The organism is Parasphingopyxis sp., from assembly GCF_028279465.1.
Lineage (GTDB): Bacteria > Pseudomonadota > Alphaproteobacteria > Sphingomonadales > Sphingomonadaceae > Parasphingopyxis.
In genome coordinates this window covers 171,961-191,710 of record NZ_JANQNS010000005.1, presented here as the reverse complement: position 1 = coordinate 191,710, position 19,750 = coordinate 171,961, and the positions used below count along the sequence as shown (strand labels likewise).

Here is a 19,750-nt window from a genome sequence, read left to right as displayed (position 1 = left end):
CCGGAAGCACCCGCACCCCGGCCCAGGGCCGTCGTAAAGACACCGCTCGCTTCGGTGTCCGAACCCAAGGCCACAGCACCCTCTTCCGTCGCCTGCGCGTCCGGGCCTAGCGCTAAGGCATCGTCAGCCGAGGCATTGGCCTCTTCGCCGATCGCAACCGTATCGAGACCCGTCGCCGAGGCGACCGAGCCGGTGGAGTTAATCGCCACATAGGGCGATCCACCGCTGCCAACACCGGCTATCGCAGCATCCAGCTGGCCCTTATTCACTGCATCATTGGCATCTGTGCCATCGGCGACATTTACGATCCGTCGCATATCAAATTGCGTGCCAACCGAAACGGTATTCGCTTCGGTGGCGAGAGAATCGATGCCAAGGGCAATGCTGTTTTCTCCAAGGGCTTCCGCTCTGGCACCAATCGCAATGCTGCCATCAGCCGTAGCGTCTGAAGAGGAGCCAAGTGCCAGGCTGTCTCTACCAATTGCCAGCGCGCTGGTGCCGATGGCGGTGCTTCCGATATTCGTGGCACCAGCGGAAACACCAATTGCTATGCTCCCCGATGCGGTGGAAGAAGCGCCACGCCCGGCGGCAATGCTGAAATCCCCTGATGCCAGAGTCGACACGCCAACCGCGGTGCTGTCCTCTCCGGTTGCTTCGGCAGTATCACCCACCGCGGTGGTTTCATCAGCAGAAGCAATTGCGCTGTCGCCAACCACTGTGGAATTTGTTCCGGTACCGTTCAGATCAAGCCCGATCGCCCCGGCGATAGCAGCATCCATCTGGCCCTTGTTCACGGCATCATGGTCGTTGGTCGCGTCAGCCACATTCACAATGCGGCGTTCGCTGCCTGAAGAACCAACAGAAACCGTGTTGGAAATGTCGGCAACGGAGTCGGTACCAATTGCAGTCGCATTCACCGCTGTCGCCTGTGCGTTCCGGCCCAAAGCAACTGAATTAAGACCAGACACCGAACTTTCGAGGCCGATGGCCACGGAGTTCGATGAGGTGGCACTGGCCGCCTCGCCAATCGCAACGCTGTTCGGGTTCGTAACGATCACTCCCGTGCCGAGGCCGATACTGTCACGACCGCTGACGTCAGAATCCGATCCAATCGCGATGGCATTGATAGCAGTCGCCTGTGCGCCCAGCGCGTTGGCGTCGACGCTGTTGCCGCCGATGGCAATCGTCCCGGCCGCTGTCGCGTCCGTACCGCTTCCCAGCGCAACGCTTTCATCTCCCGATGCATTCGCACCCAGGCCCAGAGCAGTGCTCTCATCACCTGATGCGTCAGCGCTGCGACCCACTGCCAGAGAACTGATTCCAGTCGCATCCGCATTCGCGCCGATGGCCATGCTTCCCGAGGCTGTTGCTTCAGCCTGATGTCCGAAGGCGACGGATTCAAACCCGATGGCCTCTGCTCGTGTGCCCACAGCAGTACTTTCGTCGGCCGAGGCGTCTGCATCCTGGCCGACGGCGACGGCGTCGATACCCGTTGCATCTGCATTGTCGCCCAAAGCGACAGAACCCGGGCCGGCATCGGCGTTGTCACCGCATTCCAGTCCATCCGTCGTCGCGGCGGGTATCGGACTGCGACAGGCATCCTGCGCCTGCGCCGGTGCAAGCGGGACGAAACAAAGTGTCGTCAGCGCGGTGTTGCAGAGAAAAAACGTGGTCAGAGCGTTCGATCGCATGTTCATAATAACCTCCTGTTGTCGATGCGGAGGTTTCTGCGCGAGCCGAGACGGCGGTGCTTGACGCTTTCGTGCACTTTTTATGCACAATTCATGCTTTCTGCTATGAAAACCATCAGGATCGCTGCGTTCCGCGCGTGGCAGCTATCGCTAGCAAGGGGGACGCGCGTGTTATGACGGGGCCTTGGCTTGATCTATAGGTTTGAGGATTTCGTGTTTAACACGGACCTGCGCGAACTCACCCGGGCCGGTGAGATCCGCAGTGCGCCGCCGCAGGTGCTGGCGCTGCTCGAACTGTTGATCGCCAATTACGAGCGCATGGTTTCGAAGGACGAGATTGTGGAAGCCGTCTGGAACGGCCGGATCGTGTCCGATGGTTCGATCAACAGCCGGGTCAAGCTGCTGCGCCAGGCGCTCGATGACGATGGCAAGCAGCAGCGACTGATCAAAACCGTCCATGGCCAGGGCTTCCGCTTCGTTGGCACGGTCGAAGCATCGGAAGCGGATCCCGACATGGCATCCGATCCCTCTGCGATACTGCCGTTACCTGACCGGCCGAGCATAGCCGTTCTACCGTTCGACAATATGTCGAGTGATCCCGACCATGAATTTCTGGCCGACGGCATATGCGAGGATATTCTCACTGCCCTGTCGAAAGTGTCGGAACTTTTCGTGATCGCCCGAAATTCGACCTTCGTTTATAAGGGGCGATCGGTGGATGTGCGTCAGGTCGGCCGCGAACTGGGGGTGGCATATGTTCTGGAGGGCAGCGTGCGCAGCAGCGGGCCTCGGCTGCGGATCACCGCACAGCTGATCGATGCGCGCAGCGGAGAGCATGTTTGGGCCGAACGCTACGACCGGCAGCAGGACGAGATTTTTGCCTTACAGGACGAAATCACGCTGCAGATAGTTTCGGAGCTGCTGGGCGAGTTGATCACCACCACCGAACAGGCGCGTATCTGGGTCGGCGGCACAGGCAATTTCGACGCCTGGCAAGCGGTCGTCCGAGGAACGATGTTGGTTGCCAGCATGGAACGGGCGAAGCTTTCAGAGGCCGTCGTGCAGCTGGAACGGGCGATTTCGATCGATCCCGAATACGCCTCGGCGCATGTTGTTCTTGCAAACGCACATTTCCAATTGCTCATCAATGGCTGGACGGATGATCCGATGGCATCGCTAGGCATCATCGCGGAAAACGCTCAGCAAGCGCTGGCCATCAATCCATCCGACCCACTGGCAACGGCGATGATAAGCTTTGTCGCGCTATGCCAAGGCGATTTGGCGCGCGCAGAACAGTTGGCGCAGCGAGCCGTTGAACTGGGGCCAAACATCATCGCGAGCCTCATCCTTGTGGCGATGATCAGCGTGCATTTGGGCGCGATGGATCGCGCTACACAGCTCACTACGCAGTGCCTTCGGCTCAGCCCGATCGGGCGCAGGACGATCTCGACGACTGCCGCCTTCGTGCAGACTTCGGCAGGAAACTATGAAGCTGCCTTGCACCACGCAGATGAACTGCTCAACGATAATCCTAACGATATCAATGGCCTGATAACAGCGATCATCTGTTATGAAGTGGAGGGCGATATCGAGAAACGTGACGGGTTCGCCAAGCGCCTTTTGGCAATCGATCCGCAATTTTCCATCGACCACTATCTTGCGAGCAAGTTCCTTCAGAATCACGAGGTCGGCCAGCACTCCCGGTCGCTCCTTCTCGCCGCCGGCCTGCCAGGCTAGCGACTGGGCCGGTGGTACAAAAAATTTTGAGGCTTGGCGCCACCAGGTCCGTTCGCTTCCGCTGATCCGGACAATGACACCGGACAATATCCGCAAAGGCCGCGCGCTTTCCAGGCAGGCCGTTGCCATCGACCCCGGCTATTCCGAAGCATGGACAACGATTGCCGCCTCGCTGTTGGGCGAATCGCTCGCAGGCTGGGGCGCCGATTTCAAAACCAACCTGCCCGATGTGATCCGCGCCTGTGAGAAGGCCTTGGCCAGCGGTGCCGATAACAATTGGCTGTCTCTTGGTCCGGTGTGCGGACGCTCCAAATGATAGGTGCTCATCGAGAACCGAAGCTGTCACCGGCTCCCTGTCACTCGCCGCCCTCGACCGGCTGGAAGTTGCGGACGAAATGGTCGAGGAGGCGGACGCCGAATCCGGCGGAGCCGTCGGGTTTCCAGTCATTGGCGCCGGACCAGGCCATGTTGGCGATGTCGAGATGCGCCCAGGGGATATCGCGGCTGATGAACTCGCCGAGGAAATGCGCGGCGGTGCCGGCGCCGGCGCCGCGGCCGGTGCTCGTGTTGCGGATATCCGCGACGGTCGAGCTCATGTCCTGAGCGTAGCTCTCATGCATGGGGAGCCGCCACAGCGGTTCGCCGACAGTCTCGCCCGCGGTCTGGAGTTGCTCTGCGAGTGGTTCGTGCCGCGAGAATAGGCCTGCATAATCGTTTGAGAGTGCGCGCCCCACGGCGCCCGTCAGCGTCGCAAGATCGACGACGGCGGCGGGTGTCAGGTTGCGCTCCACCCAGGAAAAGGCGTCAGCGAGCAGGAGCCGGCCTTCGGCATCGGTGTTGATAACCTGGATCGTCTTGCCGTTCATCGCCGTCAGCACATCGCCGGGGCGAATGGCGCGGCCGTCCGGCATATTCTCGGCGAGCGGCGCCACGGCGACCACATTCACCGGCGCCTGCGATCGCGCGAGCGCCAGCACCGCGCCCGTAACGCTCGCCGCGCCGGACATGTCCATGCGCATATTTTCCATATTCGTCGAAGGCTTGATCGAGATGCCGCCGGTATCGAAAGTCACGCCCTTGCCGACCAGCACGATCGGGCCGCCGGCCGGCGCACCGGAACCGCGATAGCGCACGACCATCATGCGCGGCGGGCGCTCCGATCCCCGGCCCACGCCGAGGATCGCGCCCATGCCGAGCTCGCGCATCCGGTTTTCGTCGAGCACGTCGATGGTGACGCCAGGCGTTCCGGCAAAGGCCGCGCGGGCGCGATCGACAAAGACCTGCGGATAGACGGCATTGCCCGGTTCGTTCGAGATATCGCGAGTCCAGGCCATGGCCGCTACCATGGCGCGGCCGCGATTGTCGTAGAGCGCCTGTGCCCGCGCCTCCGCATCGGTGACGAACGTCACGCCGCCGCGCTGTGCGCCGTTTTCGCGCGCGCGATACAGGTCCGAGCGATATTCGCCGAGTCCGAACCCAGTTGCGAGCGATGCCACCGCATCGCCGGACAGGCCGTTCGTCATGATTGTCACGGCGTTCGCCTCTTCAAGCAGGGCGCGGCCGACCACGGCGCCGACCGTTTCATAGTTGGAACCGCGCATTTCTTCGCCGAGGCCGATCACGAGTATGTGCGCCCAATCGCCGATGCCGCGCAGCGAGAGTCTTTCCCGCGCGCCATATTCGAACGCCGCGGACCCCAGTGCACGGGTCACGGCGTCGCGCTCGGCTTCCGAAAGCGCCGGGGCGCGAGTGGCGAGTTCATCCGCGCGGGCCAGCGGCAGAACCAGCACGCCGCGATCCGCCGGAACGGACGCGGCGAAGGACACGGCGCGTTGCTCTTGCGGCGCGGCCTGCGCCATCGGCAGCGACTGACCCGACACCGGCGCGCTGAGCGCGGTTGTAGTGGCGGCGGCAATAGCGAAGGCGGCGGTTTTGGAGAGAGTGGAGAGACGCATGACTTCCTCAGATGTGATGGTGTACCATTGCCGATAGCGACCGCGCTTTCGGTGTGTCAAACCGTGGATGCGCCGAAGATGATACGGAAAGCGCAGGCGCCGATATTTGACGCCAATTGCCATCACTAACTCGGCAAAGGGCCTTCGGTCAGATCAGCATGATCCGGTATCCGGATCGCCCGCCGGTTCCGGTGCGATGCCATCGAGCCATTGGTTCATGCCGGCGATAGCGTTGGCGGTTAGCGAGATGCGCGCATCCTGGCCGTCCGCTGTGTCCATGTCGCGCATAACGAGCTGGCGCGTCTCCAATATGCTGAGCCAGCGCAGCCCTGACTTTTCCGGTAGCGATACCGCCGGGCCGATCAGGGATTCAAAAATCGGCCTGTCTTCCGACTCCGCGACATAGAGTTCGAGCAATATGTCCCATGCGGGATCGGAAAACAGGCCTTTGGGAAATTGCCAATCGCGTTCGCGCCGCGCTTTCAGATAGGTTTTCAGGAAGCGGGCGCCATGCGGGCGGATGCGACCCGGTTCGGGAGAGCCGCCCGGCTCATCGCTGCCTGTGCTATCATTTGCGGGCGAACCCGGATCGGCGAATTCCCCTGGGGGACTGTGCGAAGATGACGGCTCCGGTTCGGTTCCGGGGCCGAGCCTGTCAGGCTTGCGGGGATGTTCGATCACGATCCCGGACCCCTGCTTGCCGGTCCATCGTCACGCCGATCAGGATGATGATCAGGCCCGGGATGGACCAGAATGTGGCGAGCCCGATATAGACCCGGGCCGCGAAACTCGGCGCCAGAAGCACCGCCAGATGCGTCGTCAGCGTGATGAGATGAAAGCCCGCCACCCATAGCGGCCACAACCGGTCGGAACGCATGGCGAGCCAGTAGAGACCTGCGAACAACGCCAGATCGACGAGCATGACCGGCCAGATCGCGCCGCCCAGCGATGTCTGGATCGATTGGGCACCGAGCGTCAGCAGGGACGCGCCGATCAGCAGCAGAGCTAGCCATCGGCCCGTCCGCCCGCCGAAATAGGCGCCATAGGTGCAGCAGATAATGACCAGTGCCCAGAAGAATAGCGCAACTCCCATATCCGTGACGAACCATGCGGCCGCCGGTCAGTCAACGCGGGACCGACCGGCTATGTTCCGCTACGCCGTTTCGCGTGTCTCGTGCTTCAGGTGCAGGCCGCCCGGGCAGCCATACATTTCGGGCGCGTCCGGATTGTTCTTTGCGATCGCCTGCATCATGCGCAGCGATTTGCGGAGCTGTTCGCGGCCCTCGAGCAGTTTCACCGATCCTTCGACCATATTGCCATACAGATCCTGCGTGACGTTGATCGGCAGATCGGCGGTCTTTGCCGTTTGCAGGATCGACGAAAGGAGCACGGCACTGGTGAGCAAAGCGTCATCGGCCGCTGCCACAGCTGCCTTGGAATCGGCCTGAAGAACCGGAATAGATGCTACATCGAATTTATACATGACTGTCCTTTCGCGGAATCGACCCGCGTCAAAAGTTTCACTGCAATGTTGGTTTATTCAAAGACCCAGAGGATACCGGCCGTGACGAGCGTGATCGCCAAAATTATGCTGAAACCGAACGCTGCGACTTTGATGATGGCGTAATGTCTTTCGATCCATGCTAGGTCATTCGCCTCTCCCCCAATCTTCGGGAGATCAAACAGACGACCCGCCGCCTTGCTTGGATGTCCCGATATTGCGTTGGGACCTAGAGTGCTGGATTTGAACGGCAAAACAACCGCGTCCGTTGGGGATACCAATTTTTGGGACTGTTCCGCCTCGACAATGATGCGCGCCGCATCGCGCCGGTTGGACACGCCGACCAGCGGCAGCGCGCGTTTGATATAGGTGTCGACAGTGTTGTGAGAGAGGCCGGTCTCTCGTGCAATTTCCTTGGACGACATGCCCTGCGCGACGAGCCGCAGGCAGGATATTTGTCCTTCGGACAGTTCGGACAATTGACGTGCGATCTTGTGCCTCCGTATGCGCTTTTCCCGCTCGGTGAGCCGATCCCCCAATATTGCGAATCATAGGGGAGTTTCGGCGATTGACCAAGTCCGGCGCCGAATTAACGGCACCGATCGGTATTTTTGCCCCCATTTTATTGGTTTACAGCGCGTTTATAGTTCGCGTTTCGGTGCTCTATGTCTCTCGGCGCGTCTGCGGCCGGTCACTCCCGCCAGATTTGCGCTTATTGAAAGCGCCGATCATGGCGTGCAGCCGCGGCCGGATCTTCAGGAACCGGTTATAGAGCCGCTCCAGTATCGCCAGCATCCCGCGATTGCGCGCGGCGAGACCCAGCGGCCGCAATATGGGTATCGCACGCCACATGGCCGCGAAGGCGGCCGCGCCGGACAGCAGCTCGCCATCTTCCTCGGCATGAAAGCGCGCCAGCAATTCGGCGCGGTCGATGGGGCAATCTGCGCCATCTTCCGCAACGTCGACAAAGCGTACCCGATTCCTGCGGTCGAGCTTCCGCATAATCGCGATTTCCCGCGTGCAGATCGGGCACGCGCCATCGAACCATATGGTTGTGCGTGCCTCTGCTGTCTTCCGGCTCTCGTGATCGGCGCTGTTACTCATACAATGGACATGGCGTGTCTTTGTTCCGTCGGTGAGACGGACCTTGGGACAGGCGGACGGCTCGTACCCGCTCAGCCCGCATTCGCACAAGCATATGGCCGTGACGCCCGGCCCCAGCTAACCCGCTGGCATGGAAGTGATCCAGCAAGCCCTTGATTCGTATTCCGCCTGGGTGGGCCTGGCGGTGCTGATTGGCCTGTTCGTCCTGTTCATATCGGAAAAACTGCCTCCGGTGATCATCGCGGTGATCGGCGCGGCGGCGATGCTGATCCTCGGCTATCTGCCGCGCGAGGACATGGAGCAGGTCTTCGCCAATCCGGCGCCGATTACCATTGCCGCGATGTTCGTGCTGTCAGGCGCGCTCATACGGACGGGCGTCGTGGAGGCTTTGGCGAGCGCGGCCGAACGGCGCGCCGAGGGCAAGCCGACACGCGCGATCGGCGAGATGCTCGGCGGCGCCTTTTTCTCCTCGTCCATCGTCAACAATACGCCGGTCGTCATCGTCCTCGTGCCGATCATGCGCCGGATCGCGGCGGTCGCCGGGACGACGGCCCAGCGCCTCTTGATCCCGCTCTCCTATCTCTCGATAATGGGCGGCACGCTGACGCTGATCGGCACCTCGACCAATCTGCTCGTCGATGGCGTCGCGCAGCGCGCCGGCCAACCCGCCTTTGGCATTTTCGAGCTGACCGCCGTCGGCCTCGTCGCCGCGAGCGCGGGTATGTTGCTGATGCTGCTCACCGGCTGGTTCCTGTTGCCCAAGCGCAGCAAGGAGGACATGGAGCCGCGGCCGGTCGACGAACGCTTCCTGTCGGAACTGGCAATCGACGAAGACCATCCCGATCTCGGCAAATTCTATGGCGAGACCCGCGAGTTTGCGCGGTCGGGCATCCGGCCGATTGCGTTGAAGCGCGGCGGCGAATTGATCCGGCACGGCATCGATAGGCTGCTCGTCGAGGTTGGCGACCGGCTGGTTCTCGCTGCCGATGAGGCCGAGCTGCTATCGCTCGAAGAGACGTACGGTCTCGGCGTCGGCGTGACCAACCGGCCCCTGCCGCCGGCCGAAACCGACCGCGTCGTCACCGCGTCGATCGCGCCGACGCACCCTGCGATCGGCCGCAACCTTTCGCAGATACCGTTTCTAACGCGTACCAATGCGCGCGTGCTGGGCCTCATGCGCTCGCGCCATATGCCCGGGCCCACGCTCGGCGAGGCGAAACTGCGCGCCGCCGACAATCTGCTGATCAAGGGCAGTCCGGCCTGCATCGCGGCCATCGAGGCCAATGTGAACCTGATCGCGATCGAGGAGGCCGAGGTCCGCCCCTATCGCCGGCTGCGCGCGCCGATCGCCGTCGGCACGATGCTCTCCATCGTCACGCTGGCGGCGCTCGGCGTCTGGACCATCGAATTGCTGGCGATCGTCGGCGTTGCGGTCGTGCTGGCGACGCGCTGCATCGATCCCGAGGAGGCGTGGAAGGCGATAGACGGCAATGTCATCGTGCTGATCTTCGGCATGCTCGGCGTCGGTGTGGGGCTGCAAAAGGCGGGCACGGTCGATCTCATCGTCGAGGCGGCGCTGCCATTTCTAACCTCGGCATCGCCGCTGCTATTGCTGATCCTGATCTACGCGCTGACATCGGTGCTGACCGAGCTCGTCACCAACAACGCGGTTGCCGTGATCATGACGCCGATCGTGCTGACGCTTGCGCAGCAGCTCGGCATCGATCCGCGGCCGCTGCTCTTCACCGTCATGTTCGCCGCCTCGGCCAGCTTCGCGACGCCCATTGGCTATCAAACCAACACGATCGTCTACGCCGCCGGCGGCTATCGCTTCGCCGACTTCCTGAAGATCGGCCTGCCGATGAATGTGGTCGTCGGGCTTGTGACCTGCTGGGCTATCGACCGGATGGTGTGAGGGGAGGGCGCTAGTGCCTGAACAGCTTCGTGTCGGCGCGATCGAGCATGATTATATATCCCGTTCGGCCAAGGAATGGACATTAAGCCCTCCCCCTAGATGGGGGAGGGTTGGGTGGGGGTGATGTATCCACAGGCTATAACGCTGAGTGAGAGATCACCCCGCCCCTAACCCAGTGTCGGGTGGACAGCGCCCCGCGCTGTCCAGACCATGCCGGGGGCATGGTCGACCCACCACTCCATTAAGGGGAGGGGAACAGGTGTCTTTGGCTGAAACCAAAGCTCTTTCAATGTAGGAAAACCTTTGCCAGCCTTCATTCGCTGCGTGCTTTGTCGGGTACAACATCCGCCTTTCGACTGCGCTCAGCGTAGGCTCTTTGACCTCGTCGATCTCTGCCTGAACGGCTGCGTCCTACCAGGCACAGTTCGGCCTTCACGAACCAATGCCTTTTCCCGCTTTGGCCCCTGTGACTTTCGTGACTTTTGGTCTCGCGCCAGAAGGCTGCTGGTGTGCCTACTTCGTCAATACTTCGACTAAGCTCAGGACAAGCTTTGCATCGAACTTTTTCCGCATACGCGATTTCGCGTGAAGCGCTGTGAAGTTGTTCAGCGAAAGCGCGTCTCGGATGAACGACTGGCCCGCGCAGCCCCGGCGTGTGTCAACCAGTGTCAACCGCCGCGCTAGCGCCCGAACAGCTGCCGCCCGGCAAGGTCGAGCATAATCTCTTCCGATCCGCCGCCAATCGCATTGACGCGCACCTCGCGATAGATGCGCTCGACCTTCGAGCCTGTGAGATAGGAGGCGCCGCCCAGCACCTGCGCGGCATCGCGCGCGACGCGCTCCAGCATCTCGGTCGCCTGCACCTTGAGCATCGCGAAATCGGCGGGCTGGCCCTTGCCGTGGCTCTCCGCCCAGGCGCATTGATCGACCCAGGCCTGGGTCGCGCCGATCCGCCGCGCCATATCGGCGAGCTTCACGCGGATCACCTGATGGCCGGCGAGCGGCTTGCCGAATGTCTGCCTTTCGCGCGCCCAGTCGGCGGCCTCTTTCAGGCAGACCCGCGCAAAGGCGCAGCAGCTCATCGCCATGCCGAGCCGCTCGCGATTGAAGTTGCGCATGATGCCGATAAAGCCGCCATTCTCCTCGCCGATCAGGTTGGCGGCAGGCACGCGGACATCTTCGAGATAGATCGCCGCCGTGTCCGAACAGTGCCAGCCCATCTTTTCGAGCGGCGTGCGGCTGACGCCCTCTCTGTCCATCTCGATCAGCAGCAGCGATATGCCGCCGGCACCCTCGCCGCCGGTGCGCACGGCGGTCGTCATATAGTCGCAGCGCATACCCGAGGTGATGAACATCTTCTGGCCGCTGACGATATAGTCGCCGCCATCGCGGACGGCGCGCGTTTTCAGGTTCGCAACGTCCGACCCGCCTGACGGTTCGGTGATGCCGAGCGCGATGATCTTGTCCCCGGCGAGGACGGGCGGCGCGATGCGCTGCTTCAACTCGTCCGATCCGATCGCGAGAATCGGCGGCAGGCCGATGCCATGCGTCATCAACGACGCGCCGAGTCCGCCGGCGCCCGCTTGCGCCAGCCCATCGGTTACGACCATGCCGTGAAAGATATCGAAGCCTTCCGAGTGTCCGCCAAATTCTTCGGGATAGTTGAGGCCGAGAATGCCCGCTTCGGCCGCCTTTTTGTGGAGCGCGCGCGGCAACTCGCGATCGGCCTCCCAGCGATCGATATGCGGCTCTATCTCGCGCGTAACGAAGGCGTGTACGCTGTCCGCGAGCGCATCATGCGTCTCGTCATAATAGGGCGAACGGGCGCGCCAGGCGTCAAAGTCATAGGTCATGCGTCGGGCGCCCCCGTCCGGCGAGCGTCTGTGGTCAGCCCGCGCGGTGCATCGCGCACAGCTTGTTGCCGTCCGGATCGCGGACATAGGACAGGTTCATATTGCCCATGCTGGATTCGCGCAGACCTGGCGGGTCTTCGATCGAGGTGCCGCCGGCCGCGACGCCCGCATCGTGAAACGCCTTGACCTGTTCGAAGGATTCGCAGGCAAAGCCGATTGTCGCGCCGTTCGCGCAGGTCGCCGGCTCATTGTCAATCGGCTCGCTGACGCCGAACACGCCGCCATTGTGAATCCAGAACAGGCGCGTATGGCCGCTGTCGCTGACATTCTCCATCGGCTCGCCGGCGCCGAGTGTGCCGAGCACGGCAGTATAGAAAGTCTTGGCCTTCTCCACGTCGTTCGTGCCGACCATGATATGCGAAAACATGTAGATATCTCCTTCAGTTGAAAGCGGTTTGCTCAGTAGACTACGACGCTGCGGATGCTTTCGCCCGCATGCATCATGTCGAAGCCCTTGTTGATCTCTTCGAGCGAGAGCCGGTGGGTGATCATCGGGTCGATCTGGATTTTGCCGTCCATATACCATTCCACCATTTTCGGAATATCCGTCCGCCCGCGCGCGCCGCCGAACGCCGTGCCTTTCCAGACGCGGCCCGTGACGAGCTGGAACGGGCGGGTCGAGATTTCCTTGCCGGCCTCGGCAACGCCGATGATGACGCTCTCACCCCAGCCGCGATGGCAGGCTTCGAGCGCGGTGCGCATAACGTCCGTATTGCCCGTGCAATCGAATGTGTAATCCGCGCCGCCGTCCGTCATCTCGACGAGATGGGCGACGAGGTCGCCTGACACGTCGTTCGGGTTCACGAAATCGGTCATGCCGAACTTGCGGCCCCATTCCTCGCGGTCCGGGTTGATATCGACGCCGATAATCTGGTTCGCGCCGACCAGTTTCGCGCCCTGGATCACGTTGAGGCCGATCCCGCCCAGCCCGAATACGATAACGTTCGCGCCGGCCTCGACATCGGCCGTATTGATCACCGCGCCAACGCCGGTCGTCACGCCGCAGCCGACATAGCAGCTAGTGTCAAAGGGTGCGTCCTCGCGGATCTTCGCCACCGCGATTTCGGGCAGCACGGTGAAGTTCGAGAAGGTCGAGCAGCCCATATAGTGGTAGATCGTCTCGCCCTTGTAGCTGAACCGGCTGGTCCCGTCCGGCATGACGCCCTTGCCCTGCGTATCGCGGATCGCCGTGCAGAGGTTGGTCTTTTGGGAGCGGCAGCTTTTGCACTGGCGGCATTCGGGAATATAGGCCGGGATCACATGGTCGTCCGGCGCGACCGAGGTTACGCCCGCGCCGACTTCGCGCACGATGCCCGCGCCCTCATGGCCGAGGATGGATGGGAAGATCCCTTCGCTGTCGAAACCATCCAATGTGTAGGCATCGGTATGGCAGATGCCCGTCGCCATCAGCTCGACCAGCACCTCGCCCTCTTTGGGGCCCTCCAGGTCGAGTTCGACAATCTCGAGCGGCTTCTTCGCCTCGAAGGCGACGGCGGCGCGCGTTTTCATGGCTGCTCCTCCCCCAGAAGATCGAATGTACGGACGGAATAGCTCCGATCGCCGCGATTGGATAGTGGGTGCAGTCCGCGCCTTACTCCGGGGTGGCCGGCTGCCAGAGCTGGATCGGATTGCCCTCGGGATCGGCGAGACGCGCAAAACGGCCGTTCGGATAAGTCTCCGGATCGATCTCCACCGCGATATCGTTCGCCTCCAGCTGCGCGGCCATCGCGTCGAGATCGGCGACGCGGAAATTGATCATCCACATCTGCTCGGGCCGTCCGAAATACTCGGTCGTCGCGCTGAACGGCCCGAAGACGGTCGGCCCGGCCTCCTGTTGCCAAGGCTCCACATCATAGGAGCGCGGTGTGAGGTCGATGCCCAGATTGTCGCGGTACCAGACCGCCAGCGCCGCCGGGTCTTCGGCGCGAAAAAAGAAGCCACCGATGCCGGTGACGCGTTCCTGCGGCATGCCGTCCTGCCCCTGCGCTGCAACCGGGCTGGATATGCCGGTCCAGACTGCCACCGCGCACATTGCGGCCAATATTTTTGTTTTCCGCACCGATCCCTCCATCATTGTCTACACAGCGCCAACCGTCCGTAATGGAAATTCAGCTGTGGCGCGAATGCGGAATCGTACGGAACAACGAAATAGACGCGTGACGCAGTTTGGAGCGAAATGGTCTCTGGTCGCGTTTCCGTAGCAATCAGACATCCGACGATGCGAAAGCATTTGTCGATATGTTTTGTCGTTTGCGTTCTTCGGTGGGTTCAAGCTACGCTCTCATCAGCGACCTTGAGACCGCTTTGGTCGTGCGTCGCGAAACTCGAGAATCTGCGGTCTAATCCTGTGTTGGCGGTGCTAGGGCATCGCTTCTGATAGCAGAAACAAAGACAAACGAGAGAAAGGGTACGGGATTGCGAGTTGATAGCCAGAATTCATGGAAATCTATGAATCAGGCTTGCCGGGAGAATCCCGGTGCCTTTCATGGCATTATCGCAAAATGCGAACTCTATTGGTTCCTGCCGGAACAGGGTGTGTGGGTCAGTTGGGACGATGCGAATGAATGCTGGTCAGGATGGGATGCGGCGACCGCGGCGCCGGTCACGCTCGACTTGCTGGCAGACTTCGAACCCTGGGATCGCGCGTTCAATGGCGACGATCCGCCCAATTGGCGCTGGTTCGAAGGCGGCCTGACGAGCGCGGCCTTCAACGAGGTCGACCGCCATGTGCTCGCGGGCCATGGCGAGGAAGCGGCGCTGATCTTCGAGGGCGATCGCTGGAACATGGCCGAGGATGGCGGGCGCGGCGGGCCGGTCGATAGCGAGGTTATCAGCCGCAAGAAGCTGCTGCTAGAAAGCGCGAAGTGCGCGCTGGCACTCAAGGCACTCGGGATGAAGGCCGGCGACCGGATCGCGCTCAACATGCCGAGCATCGCCGAGCAGATCTACTGGACCGAAGGCGCCAAACGGCTCGGCATCGTCTATACGCCCGTGTTCGGCGGCTTTAGCGACAAGACGCTGTCCGACCGGATCGCCGATGCCGGCGCCAAGGTCGTGATCACCGCCGATGGCAGCTATCGCAACGCGCAGATGGTGCCGTTCAAGCCGAACTACACCGACCCGGCGCTCGACAATTTCGTGGCTGTGCCGGTGGCGATGGAGTTGCTCCACGGCGCGCTCGCCGATGGCGATCTTGGCGTGACGGCCGAACAGGCGGGGCTGATCCGCGATACGGTGGCCGAACTGCTCGACGGCGAAGTCACGGTCGAGCGGTCCGACGTGATGCGCGGCGTGGGCAAGGCGCTGGCCGAGATGGGACAGGCCGGCGGCATCGATGCGCGGCAATCGGCGCAGCTTCGGATCGCGGTGGCGAGTGCGCTCGTCGATTCGCCGCCGCGCGTCGAGGCGGTCGTCGTGGTCCGCCACACCGCACAGCCCGACCTGATCTGGAACGACGATCGCGACCGGTGGAGCCATGAGCTGACCGATGCGGCGGGCGAGGAATTGCTGGCCGCCGCACGCGAGGCCGGTTTCGACGTAGCGGATGAAGAGGCGCTGCTCGCCCTGCCTGACACCGAGTTCGTCCGCGCGGTCTGGGGGTCCGCGCCGGTGCTCGCTGTCGATGCCGAATATCCAAACTTCATCATTTACACTTCGGGATCGACGGGCAAACCCAAGGGCGTGGTCCATGTCCATGGCGGCTATTGCGCGGGCGTCGCTGCCACCATGCCCGCGGCTTTCGGGGCCGAGCCGGGCGATACCATGTATGTCGTCGCCGATCCGGGCTGGATCACGGGGCAAAGCTATCTGATCGCTGCCTCGCTGCTCTGCCGCGTGACGACGATTATCACCGAAGGCTCGCCGGTCTTCCCGCATGCCGGGCGCTTCGCCTCGATCATCGAGCGCTATAAGGTCGATATCTTCAAGGCCGGCGTCACCTTCCTTAAATCGGTGATGCAGAATCCGGAAAACCTGAAAGATATCGAGCGTTACGACCTCTCCTCGCTCAAAGTCGCGACCTTCTGTGCAGAGCCCGTCTCGCCCGCCGTACAGGCCTTTGCGATGGAGCATGTCGTCGAACGCTATATCAACAGCTATTGGGCGACCGAACATGGCGGGATCGTGTGGACGCATTTCCATGGCAATGACGATTTTCCGCTCCGACCCGATGCGCATACCTATCCGCTGCCCTGGATATTGGGCGATGTCTGGGTCGAGGATGCGGACGGGAAAGGCCAAGCCGATGCCGTCCTGTTGGAGCGGGACGACGCCGAAACGGGTGTAGCGTGGCGGCGGGCGGAGCTGGGCGAGAAGGGCGAGATCATCATCCGCCTGCCCTATCCCTATCTGGCGCGGACAATCTGGGGCGATGCGGAGGGTTTCGCGGTAGAGACGGATGGCCTAACGGCGCGTGTCGCCTCGGACTGGCGCGGCAATGCCGAACGCTATGCGGACACATATTGGAAACGCTGGCGCGGCGCCTGGGCCTATACCCAGGGCGATTTCGCCATGCGCCATGAGGACGGCTCCTATTCGCTCCATGGCCGATCGGACGACGTTATCAACGTTTCGGGGCACCGGATCGGGACCGAGGAGATCGAGGGCGCGATCCTGCGCGACAAAGCGCTCGATCCCAATTCACCGGTCGGCAACGTTTTGGTCATCGGCGCACCGCATCGTGAGAAAGGTGCGACGCCGGTCGCGTTCGTAACGCCGGCGGTGGGACAGCGGCTGACGCAAGAAGATCGCAACCGGCTGGCCGGGCTCGTCCGCACCGAAAAGGGCGCTGTCGCCGTTCCGTCCGACTTTATCGAGCTCGCCGAATTCCCCGAAACGCGCAGCGGCAAATATATGCGGCGGATGGTGCGCGCGGTGGTCGAAGACGAGGACGTCGGCGACGTCTCGACGCTGCGTAATCCGGAGAGCCTCGACGATCTGACTCGCGCCGTCGAGGCCTGGAAGCGCAAGCAGCAGCTTGCCGACGAACAGCAGCTGTTCGAGCGCTACCGCTTCTTCGTCATCCAGTATAACCGCGTTGCGCCCGGCAAGCGCGTGGCGACCGTCACCGTCACCAACCCGCCGGTCAACGCCCTCAACGAACGCGCGCTCGACGAACTCGGCATCATCGTTGATCATCTGGCGCGCAAGGACGATGTCGTCGCGGTCGTCTTCACCGGCGCGGGCAGCCAGAGCTTTGTCGCGGGCGCCGATATCCGGCAGATGCTCGAAGAGGTGAACAGCGTGTCCGAGGCCAAGGCGCTACCGGACAATGCGCAGCTCGCCTTTGCGAAGATCGAGGCGATGGGCAAGCCGTGCATCGCCGCGATCCAGGGCGTGGCGCTGGGCGGCGGGATGGAGTTCGCACTCGCCTGTCACTATCGGATCGCCGATCCCAAGGCGCGTTTCGGCCAGCCCGAAATCAACCTTCGCCTGCTGCCCGGCTATGGCGGGACGCAGCGCTTGCCGCGTCTCCTCGCGGCGAAACGCGGCGAGACTGGGCTGCGCGACGCGCTCGACCTGATCCTCGGCGGCCGGGCGATCGATGCGGATCAGGCGCTGGCGATCGGCGCAGTCGATGTGCTGGCGGAGGGGTCGGACGATGCGCTGTCGCGCGCCCATGCGATGGTCCGCGAATTCGTCCGCTCGCCGACCGATAGTCTTCTCGGCCAGGCTTTCGCCGAGCGACAGAAGATGATCGAACGCTGGTCGCAAGCGGCGGATATCGATCTCGATGCGGTGCTCGCGGACGATTTCCTCCAGCGCATCCTGAAGCAACTCGCATGGGCCGGGCGCGACACGGCAGGAGCGCGCGCGCTAGACGCGATCCGTACCGGGTGGGCCGAAGGCATCGAAGCGGGCCTTGTACGCGAAGCGCAGCGTTTTGCAGAAGCGATCATCGATCCGGAAGGCGGCAAGACCGGCATCCAGCAATTCATGGACAAACAGAGCCCGCCGCTGCCCGTGCGTCGGGACGGCGTCTGGATCGACGCGGAGCACGAGCCGCGCAAGGCGGCGATGATCGAGCGCGGCGATCTGTTACCGGTCGGCGCGCCCTTCTATCCGGGCATAACGCCGATCCCCGATCACCAGCTCGCCTTCGGCATCGCGCGCGACCCCGATACCGGCACGCCGCGCTTCGGCCCGCCCGCAACGCATGAGCGCGAGCTGATCGTGCCCGTGCCGCAGCCCGAGGCCAATGAGGCGCTCGTCTATCTTTTGTCGTCCGAGGTCAATTTCAACGATATCTGGGCGCTGACCGGCATTCCCGTCTCGCCCTTCGATGCGCATGACGAGGATGTGCAGACGACGGGTTCGGGTGGGCTGGCATTGATCGCCGCGCTCGGCAGCGAATTGAAGGCCGAAGGCCGGCTCAAGGTCGGCGATCTCGTGAACATATACTCAGGCACCAACGATCTGCTTTCGCCCGAGGTCGGCAACGATCCGATGTATGCGGGCTTTGCCATCCAGGGATACGAGACGAAGACCGGCAGCCATGCGCAGTTCCTGACGGTGCAGGGGCCGCAGCTCCACCGTGTGCCCGGCGATCTGACGCTCGAACAAGCCAGTGCCTATACGCTCAATCTCGGTACCATCACCCGCTGCCTGTTTACGACGCTCGGCATCGAGCCCGGCCGGACGATCTTCGTCGAGGGCGCGGCGACCGGGACCGGTCTGGACGCGCTCAAATCGAGCGTGCGGACCGGGCTTTCCACGGTAGGCATGGTGTCGAGCGCAGATCGCGCCGAGTTCGTCCGCAACCAGGGCGCAGTCGGCGCGATCAACCGCAAGGCGCCGGAAATCGCCGATTGCTTCACGCCGGTGCCCGACGATCCCGAAGAAGCGCGGCAATGGGAAGCCGATGGCGCGGCGCTGCTCGACGCGTATCGCGAAATGACCGGCGGCAAGCTCGCCGATTATGTCGTTAGCCATGCCGGCGAGCGCGCTTTCCCGCGCAGTTTTCAGCTGCTCGAAGAGCATGGCACGCTGGCCTTTTACGGCGCATCCTCGGGCTATCATTTCAGCTTCATGGGTAAGGCCGGCGCGGCGCGGCCCGAGGAGATGCTGCAGCGGGCCAATCTGCGTGGCGGCGAGTCCGTGCTCCTCTACTACGGACCCAACAGCCGCGATCTCGCCGATGAGACAGGCCTCGAAATGATCGAGGCGGCGCGGCTGTTCAAGGCGCGGATCGTGGTCGTCTCGACGACCGACGGCCAGCGCGAATTCCTCCAGTCGCTAGGCCTCGAGGAATCGATCGAGGGCGTCGTCAGTCTCGAAACATTGAAACGCCGCGACGGCGCGAATTTCCATTGGCCCGATACGCTGCCGCGCCTGCCCGATGCCAAACAGGATATCGAGAATTTCAAGATCGGCGTGCGCGATTACCAGCAGAAGACGATGAAGCCCTTCGGTACGGCGATTGGCAAGCTGCTAAGATCGCCCGGCAACCCGCGCGGCGTGCCTGACATCGTGTTCGAGCGGGCCGGGCAGGATACGCTCGGCGTCTCGACATCGCTCGTCAAACCGTTCGGTGGCCGCGTCGTCTATGCCGAGGAGATGGCCGGGCGGCGCTACACCTTCTACGCGCCGCAGGTCTGGACGCGGCAGCGGCGGATTTTCATGCCGACCGCCAATATCTTCGGGACGCACCTGTGCAACGCGCATGAGGTGACTTTGATGAATAATATGGTATCAGCGGGATTGCTCGATGTGACCGAGCCGCTGGTTGTCCCCTGGGAAGGCCTTCCCGACGCGCATCAATCGATGTGGGACAATAAACATTCCGGCGCGACCTATGTCGTGAACCACGCGCTGCCCGCCATGGGCCTGCGCAGCAAAGACGAATTGTTCGAATATTGGGCGGCGGCCGAGGCCGAACCGCCCCAACAAGAATAACGACGCTCGCAAGCGGCGCGCTGTATCGGAGACAGGAATCT

Annotated in this window: 14 protein-coding genes and 1 pseudogene; 4 read left to right on the top strand and 11 right to left on the bottom strand. The window is 62.6% G+C overall.

Annotated features, from left to right (window positions below; all coding sequences use genetic code 11):
- Positions 1-1,697 (bottom strand): annotated as a pseudogene (locus tag Q0974_RS03365) (hypothetical protein); the annotation flags it as partial.
- Positions 1,698-1,880: 183 nt separating this feature from the next.
- Here Q0974_RS03365 and Q0974_RS03360 point away from each other — a divergent pair.
- Both Q0974_RS03360 and Q0974_RS03355 read left to right on the top strand, forming a co-directional pair.
- A complete protein-coding gene (locus tag Q0974_RS03360; RefSeq protein ID WP_299322618.1) occupies positions 1,881-3,428 on the top strand; it encodes a winged helix-turn-helix domain-containing protein in 1,548 nt (515 codons plus the stop codon).
- A 73-nt stretch (positions 3,429-3,501) separates the two neighbouring features.
- Complete coding sequence (locus Q0974_RS03355; RefSeq protein WP_299322616.1) at positions 3,502-3,744, top strand: hypothetical protein; 243 nt, start codon at positions 3,502-3,504, stop codon at positions 3,742-3,744.
- Between the two features lie 40 nt (positions 3,745-3,784).
- Here Q0974_RS03355 and Q0974_RS03350 read toward each other — a convergent pair whose 3' ends face one another.
- From Q0974_RS03350 to Q0974_RS03325, 6 genes are all read right to left on the bottom strand, one after another.
- Positions 3,785-5,383: a leucyl aminopeptidase gene (locus Q0974_RS03350; protein WP_299322614.1), complete on the bottom strand. Its 1,599-nt coding sequence runs from the start codon at positions 5,381-5,383 to the stop codon at positions 3,785-3,787.
- Between the two features lie 153 nt (positions 5,384-5,536).
- Positions 5,537-6,064 (bottom strand): hypothetical protein, encoded by a 528-nt coding sequence (locus Q0974_RS03345; protein ID WP_299322613.1) that lies wholly within the window; start codon positions 6,062-6,064, stop codon positions 5,537-5,539.
- On the bottom strand, positions 6,039-6,476 hold the full coding sequence (locus tag Q0974_RS03340; RefSeq protein ID WP_299322612.1) for a hypothetical protein: 438 nt from the start codon (positions 6,474-6,476) through the stop codon (positions 6,039-6,041). The genes Q0974_RS03345 and Q0974_RS03340 overlap by 26 nt, the downstream gene beginning before the upstream one ends.
- A gap of 60 nt (positions 6,477-6,536) precedes the next feature.
- Positions 6,537-6,866 carry a hypothetical protein gene (locus Q0974_RS03335; RefSeq protein WP_299322611.1) on the bottom strand — a complete coding sequence of 110 codons (330 nt, stop codon included), beginning with the start codon at positions 6,864-6,866 and terminating at the stop codon, positions 6,537-6,539.
- Positions 6,867-6,919: 53 nt separating this feature from the next.
- On the bottom strand, positions 6,920-7,423 hold the full coding sequence (locus tag Q0974_RS03330; RefSeq protein WP_299322609.1) for a helix-turn-helix transcriptional regulator: 504 nt from the start codon (positions 7,421-7,423) through the stop codon (positions 6,920-6,922).
- A 124-nt stretch (positions 7,424-7,547) separates the two neighbouring features.
- The gene (locus tag Q0974_RS03325) at positions 7,548-7,988 is read right to left on the bottom strand and encodes a thiol-disulfide oxidoreductase DCC family protein (protein WP_299322607.1); all 441 of its coding nucleotides are present in this window, start codon (positions 7,986-7,988) and stop codon (positions 7,548-7,550) included.
- Positions 7,989-8,118: 130 nt separating this feature from the next.
- Between Q0974_RS03325 and Q0974_RS03320 the strand changes: the two genes are divergently transcribed.
- Entirely contained in the window at positions 8,119-9,903 is a 1,785-nt protein-coding gene (locus Q0974_RS03320; RefSeq protein ID WP_299322604.1) for an SLC13 family permease, read from the top strand.
- Positions 9,904-10,583: 680 nt separating this feature from the next.
- Here the strand turns inward: Q0974_RS03320 and Q0974_RS03315 are convergent.
- From Q0974_RS03315 to Q0974_RS03300, 4 genes are all read right to left on the bottom strand, one after another.
- The gene (locus tag Q0974_RS03315; RefSeq protein ID WP_299322603.1) at positions 10,584-11,756 is read right to left on the bottom strand and encodes an acyl-CoA dehydrogenase family protein; all 1,173 of its coding nucleotides are present in this window, start codon (positions 11,754-11,756) and stop codon (positions 10,584-10,586) included.
- A gap of 34 nt (positions 11,757-11,790) precedes the next feature.
- Positions 11,791-12,183 (bottom strand): VOC family protein, encoded by a 393-nt coding sequence (locus Q0974_RS03310; RefSeq protein WP_299322601.1) that lies wholly within the window; start codon positions 12,181-12,183, stop codon positions 11,791-11,793.
- Positions 12,184-12,215: 32 nt separating this feature from the next.
- Positions 12,216-13,325 (bottom strand): S-(hydroxymethyl)glutathione dehydrogenase/class III alcohol dehydrogenase, encoded by a 1,110-nt coding sequence (locus Q0974_RS03305; protein WP_299322600.1) that lies wholly within the window; start codon positions 13,323-13,325, stop codon positions 12,216-12,218.
- An 82-nt stretch (positions 13,326-13,407) separates the two neighbouring features.
- Positions 13,408-13,875, bottom strand: a complete 468-nt coding sequence (locus Q0974_RS03300) for a VOC family protein (RefSeq protein WP_366943572.1) — start codon at positions 13,873-13,875, stop codon at positions 13,408-13,410.
- A 389-nt stretch (positions 13,876-14,264) separates the two neighbouring features.
- Between Q0974_RS03300 and Q0974_RS03295 the strand changes: the two genes are divergently transcribed.
- Positions 14,265-19,709 (top strand): AMP-binding protein, encoded by a 5,445-nt coding sequence (locus Q0974_RS03295; RefSeq protein ID WP_299322598.1) that lies wholly within the window; start codon positions 14,265-14,267, stop codon positions 19,707-19,709.
- Positions 19,710-19,750 lie beyond the last annotated feature (41 nt).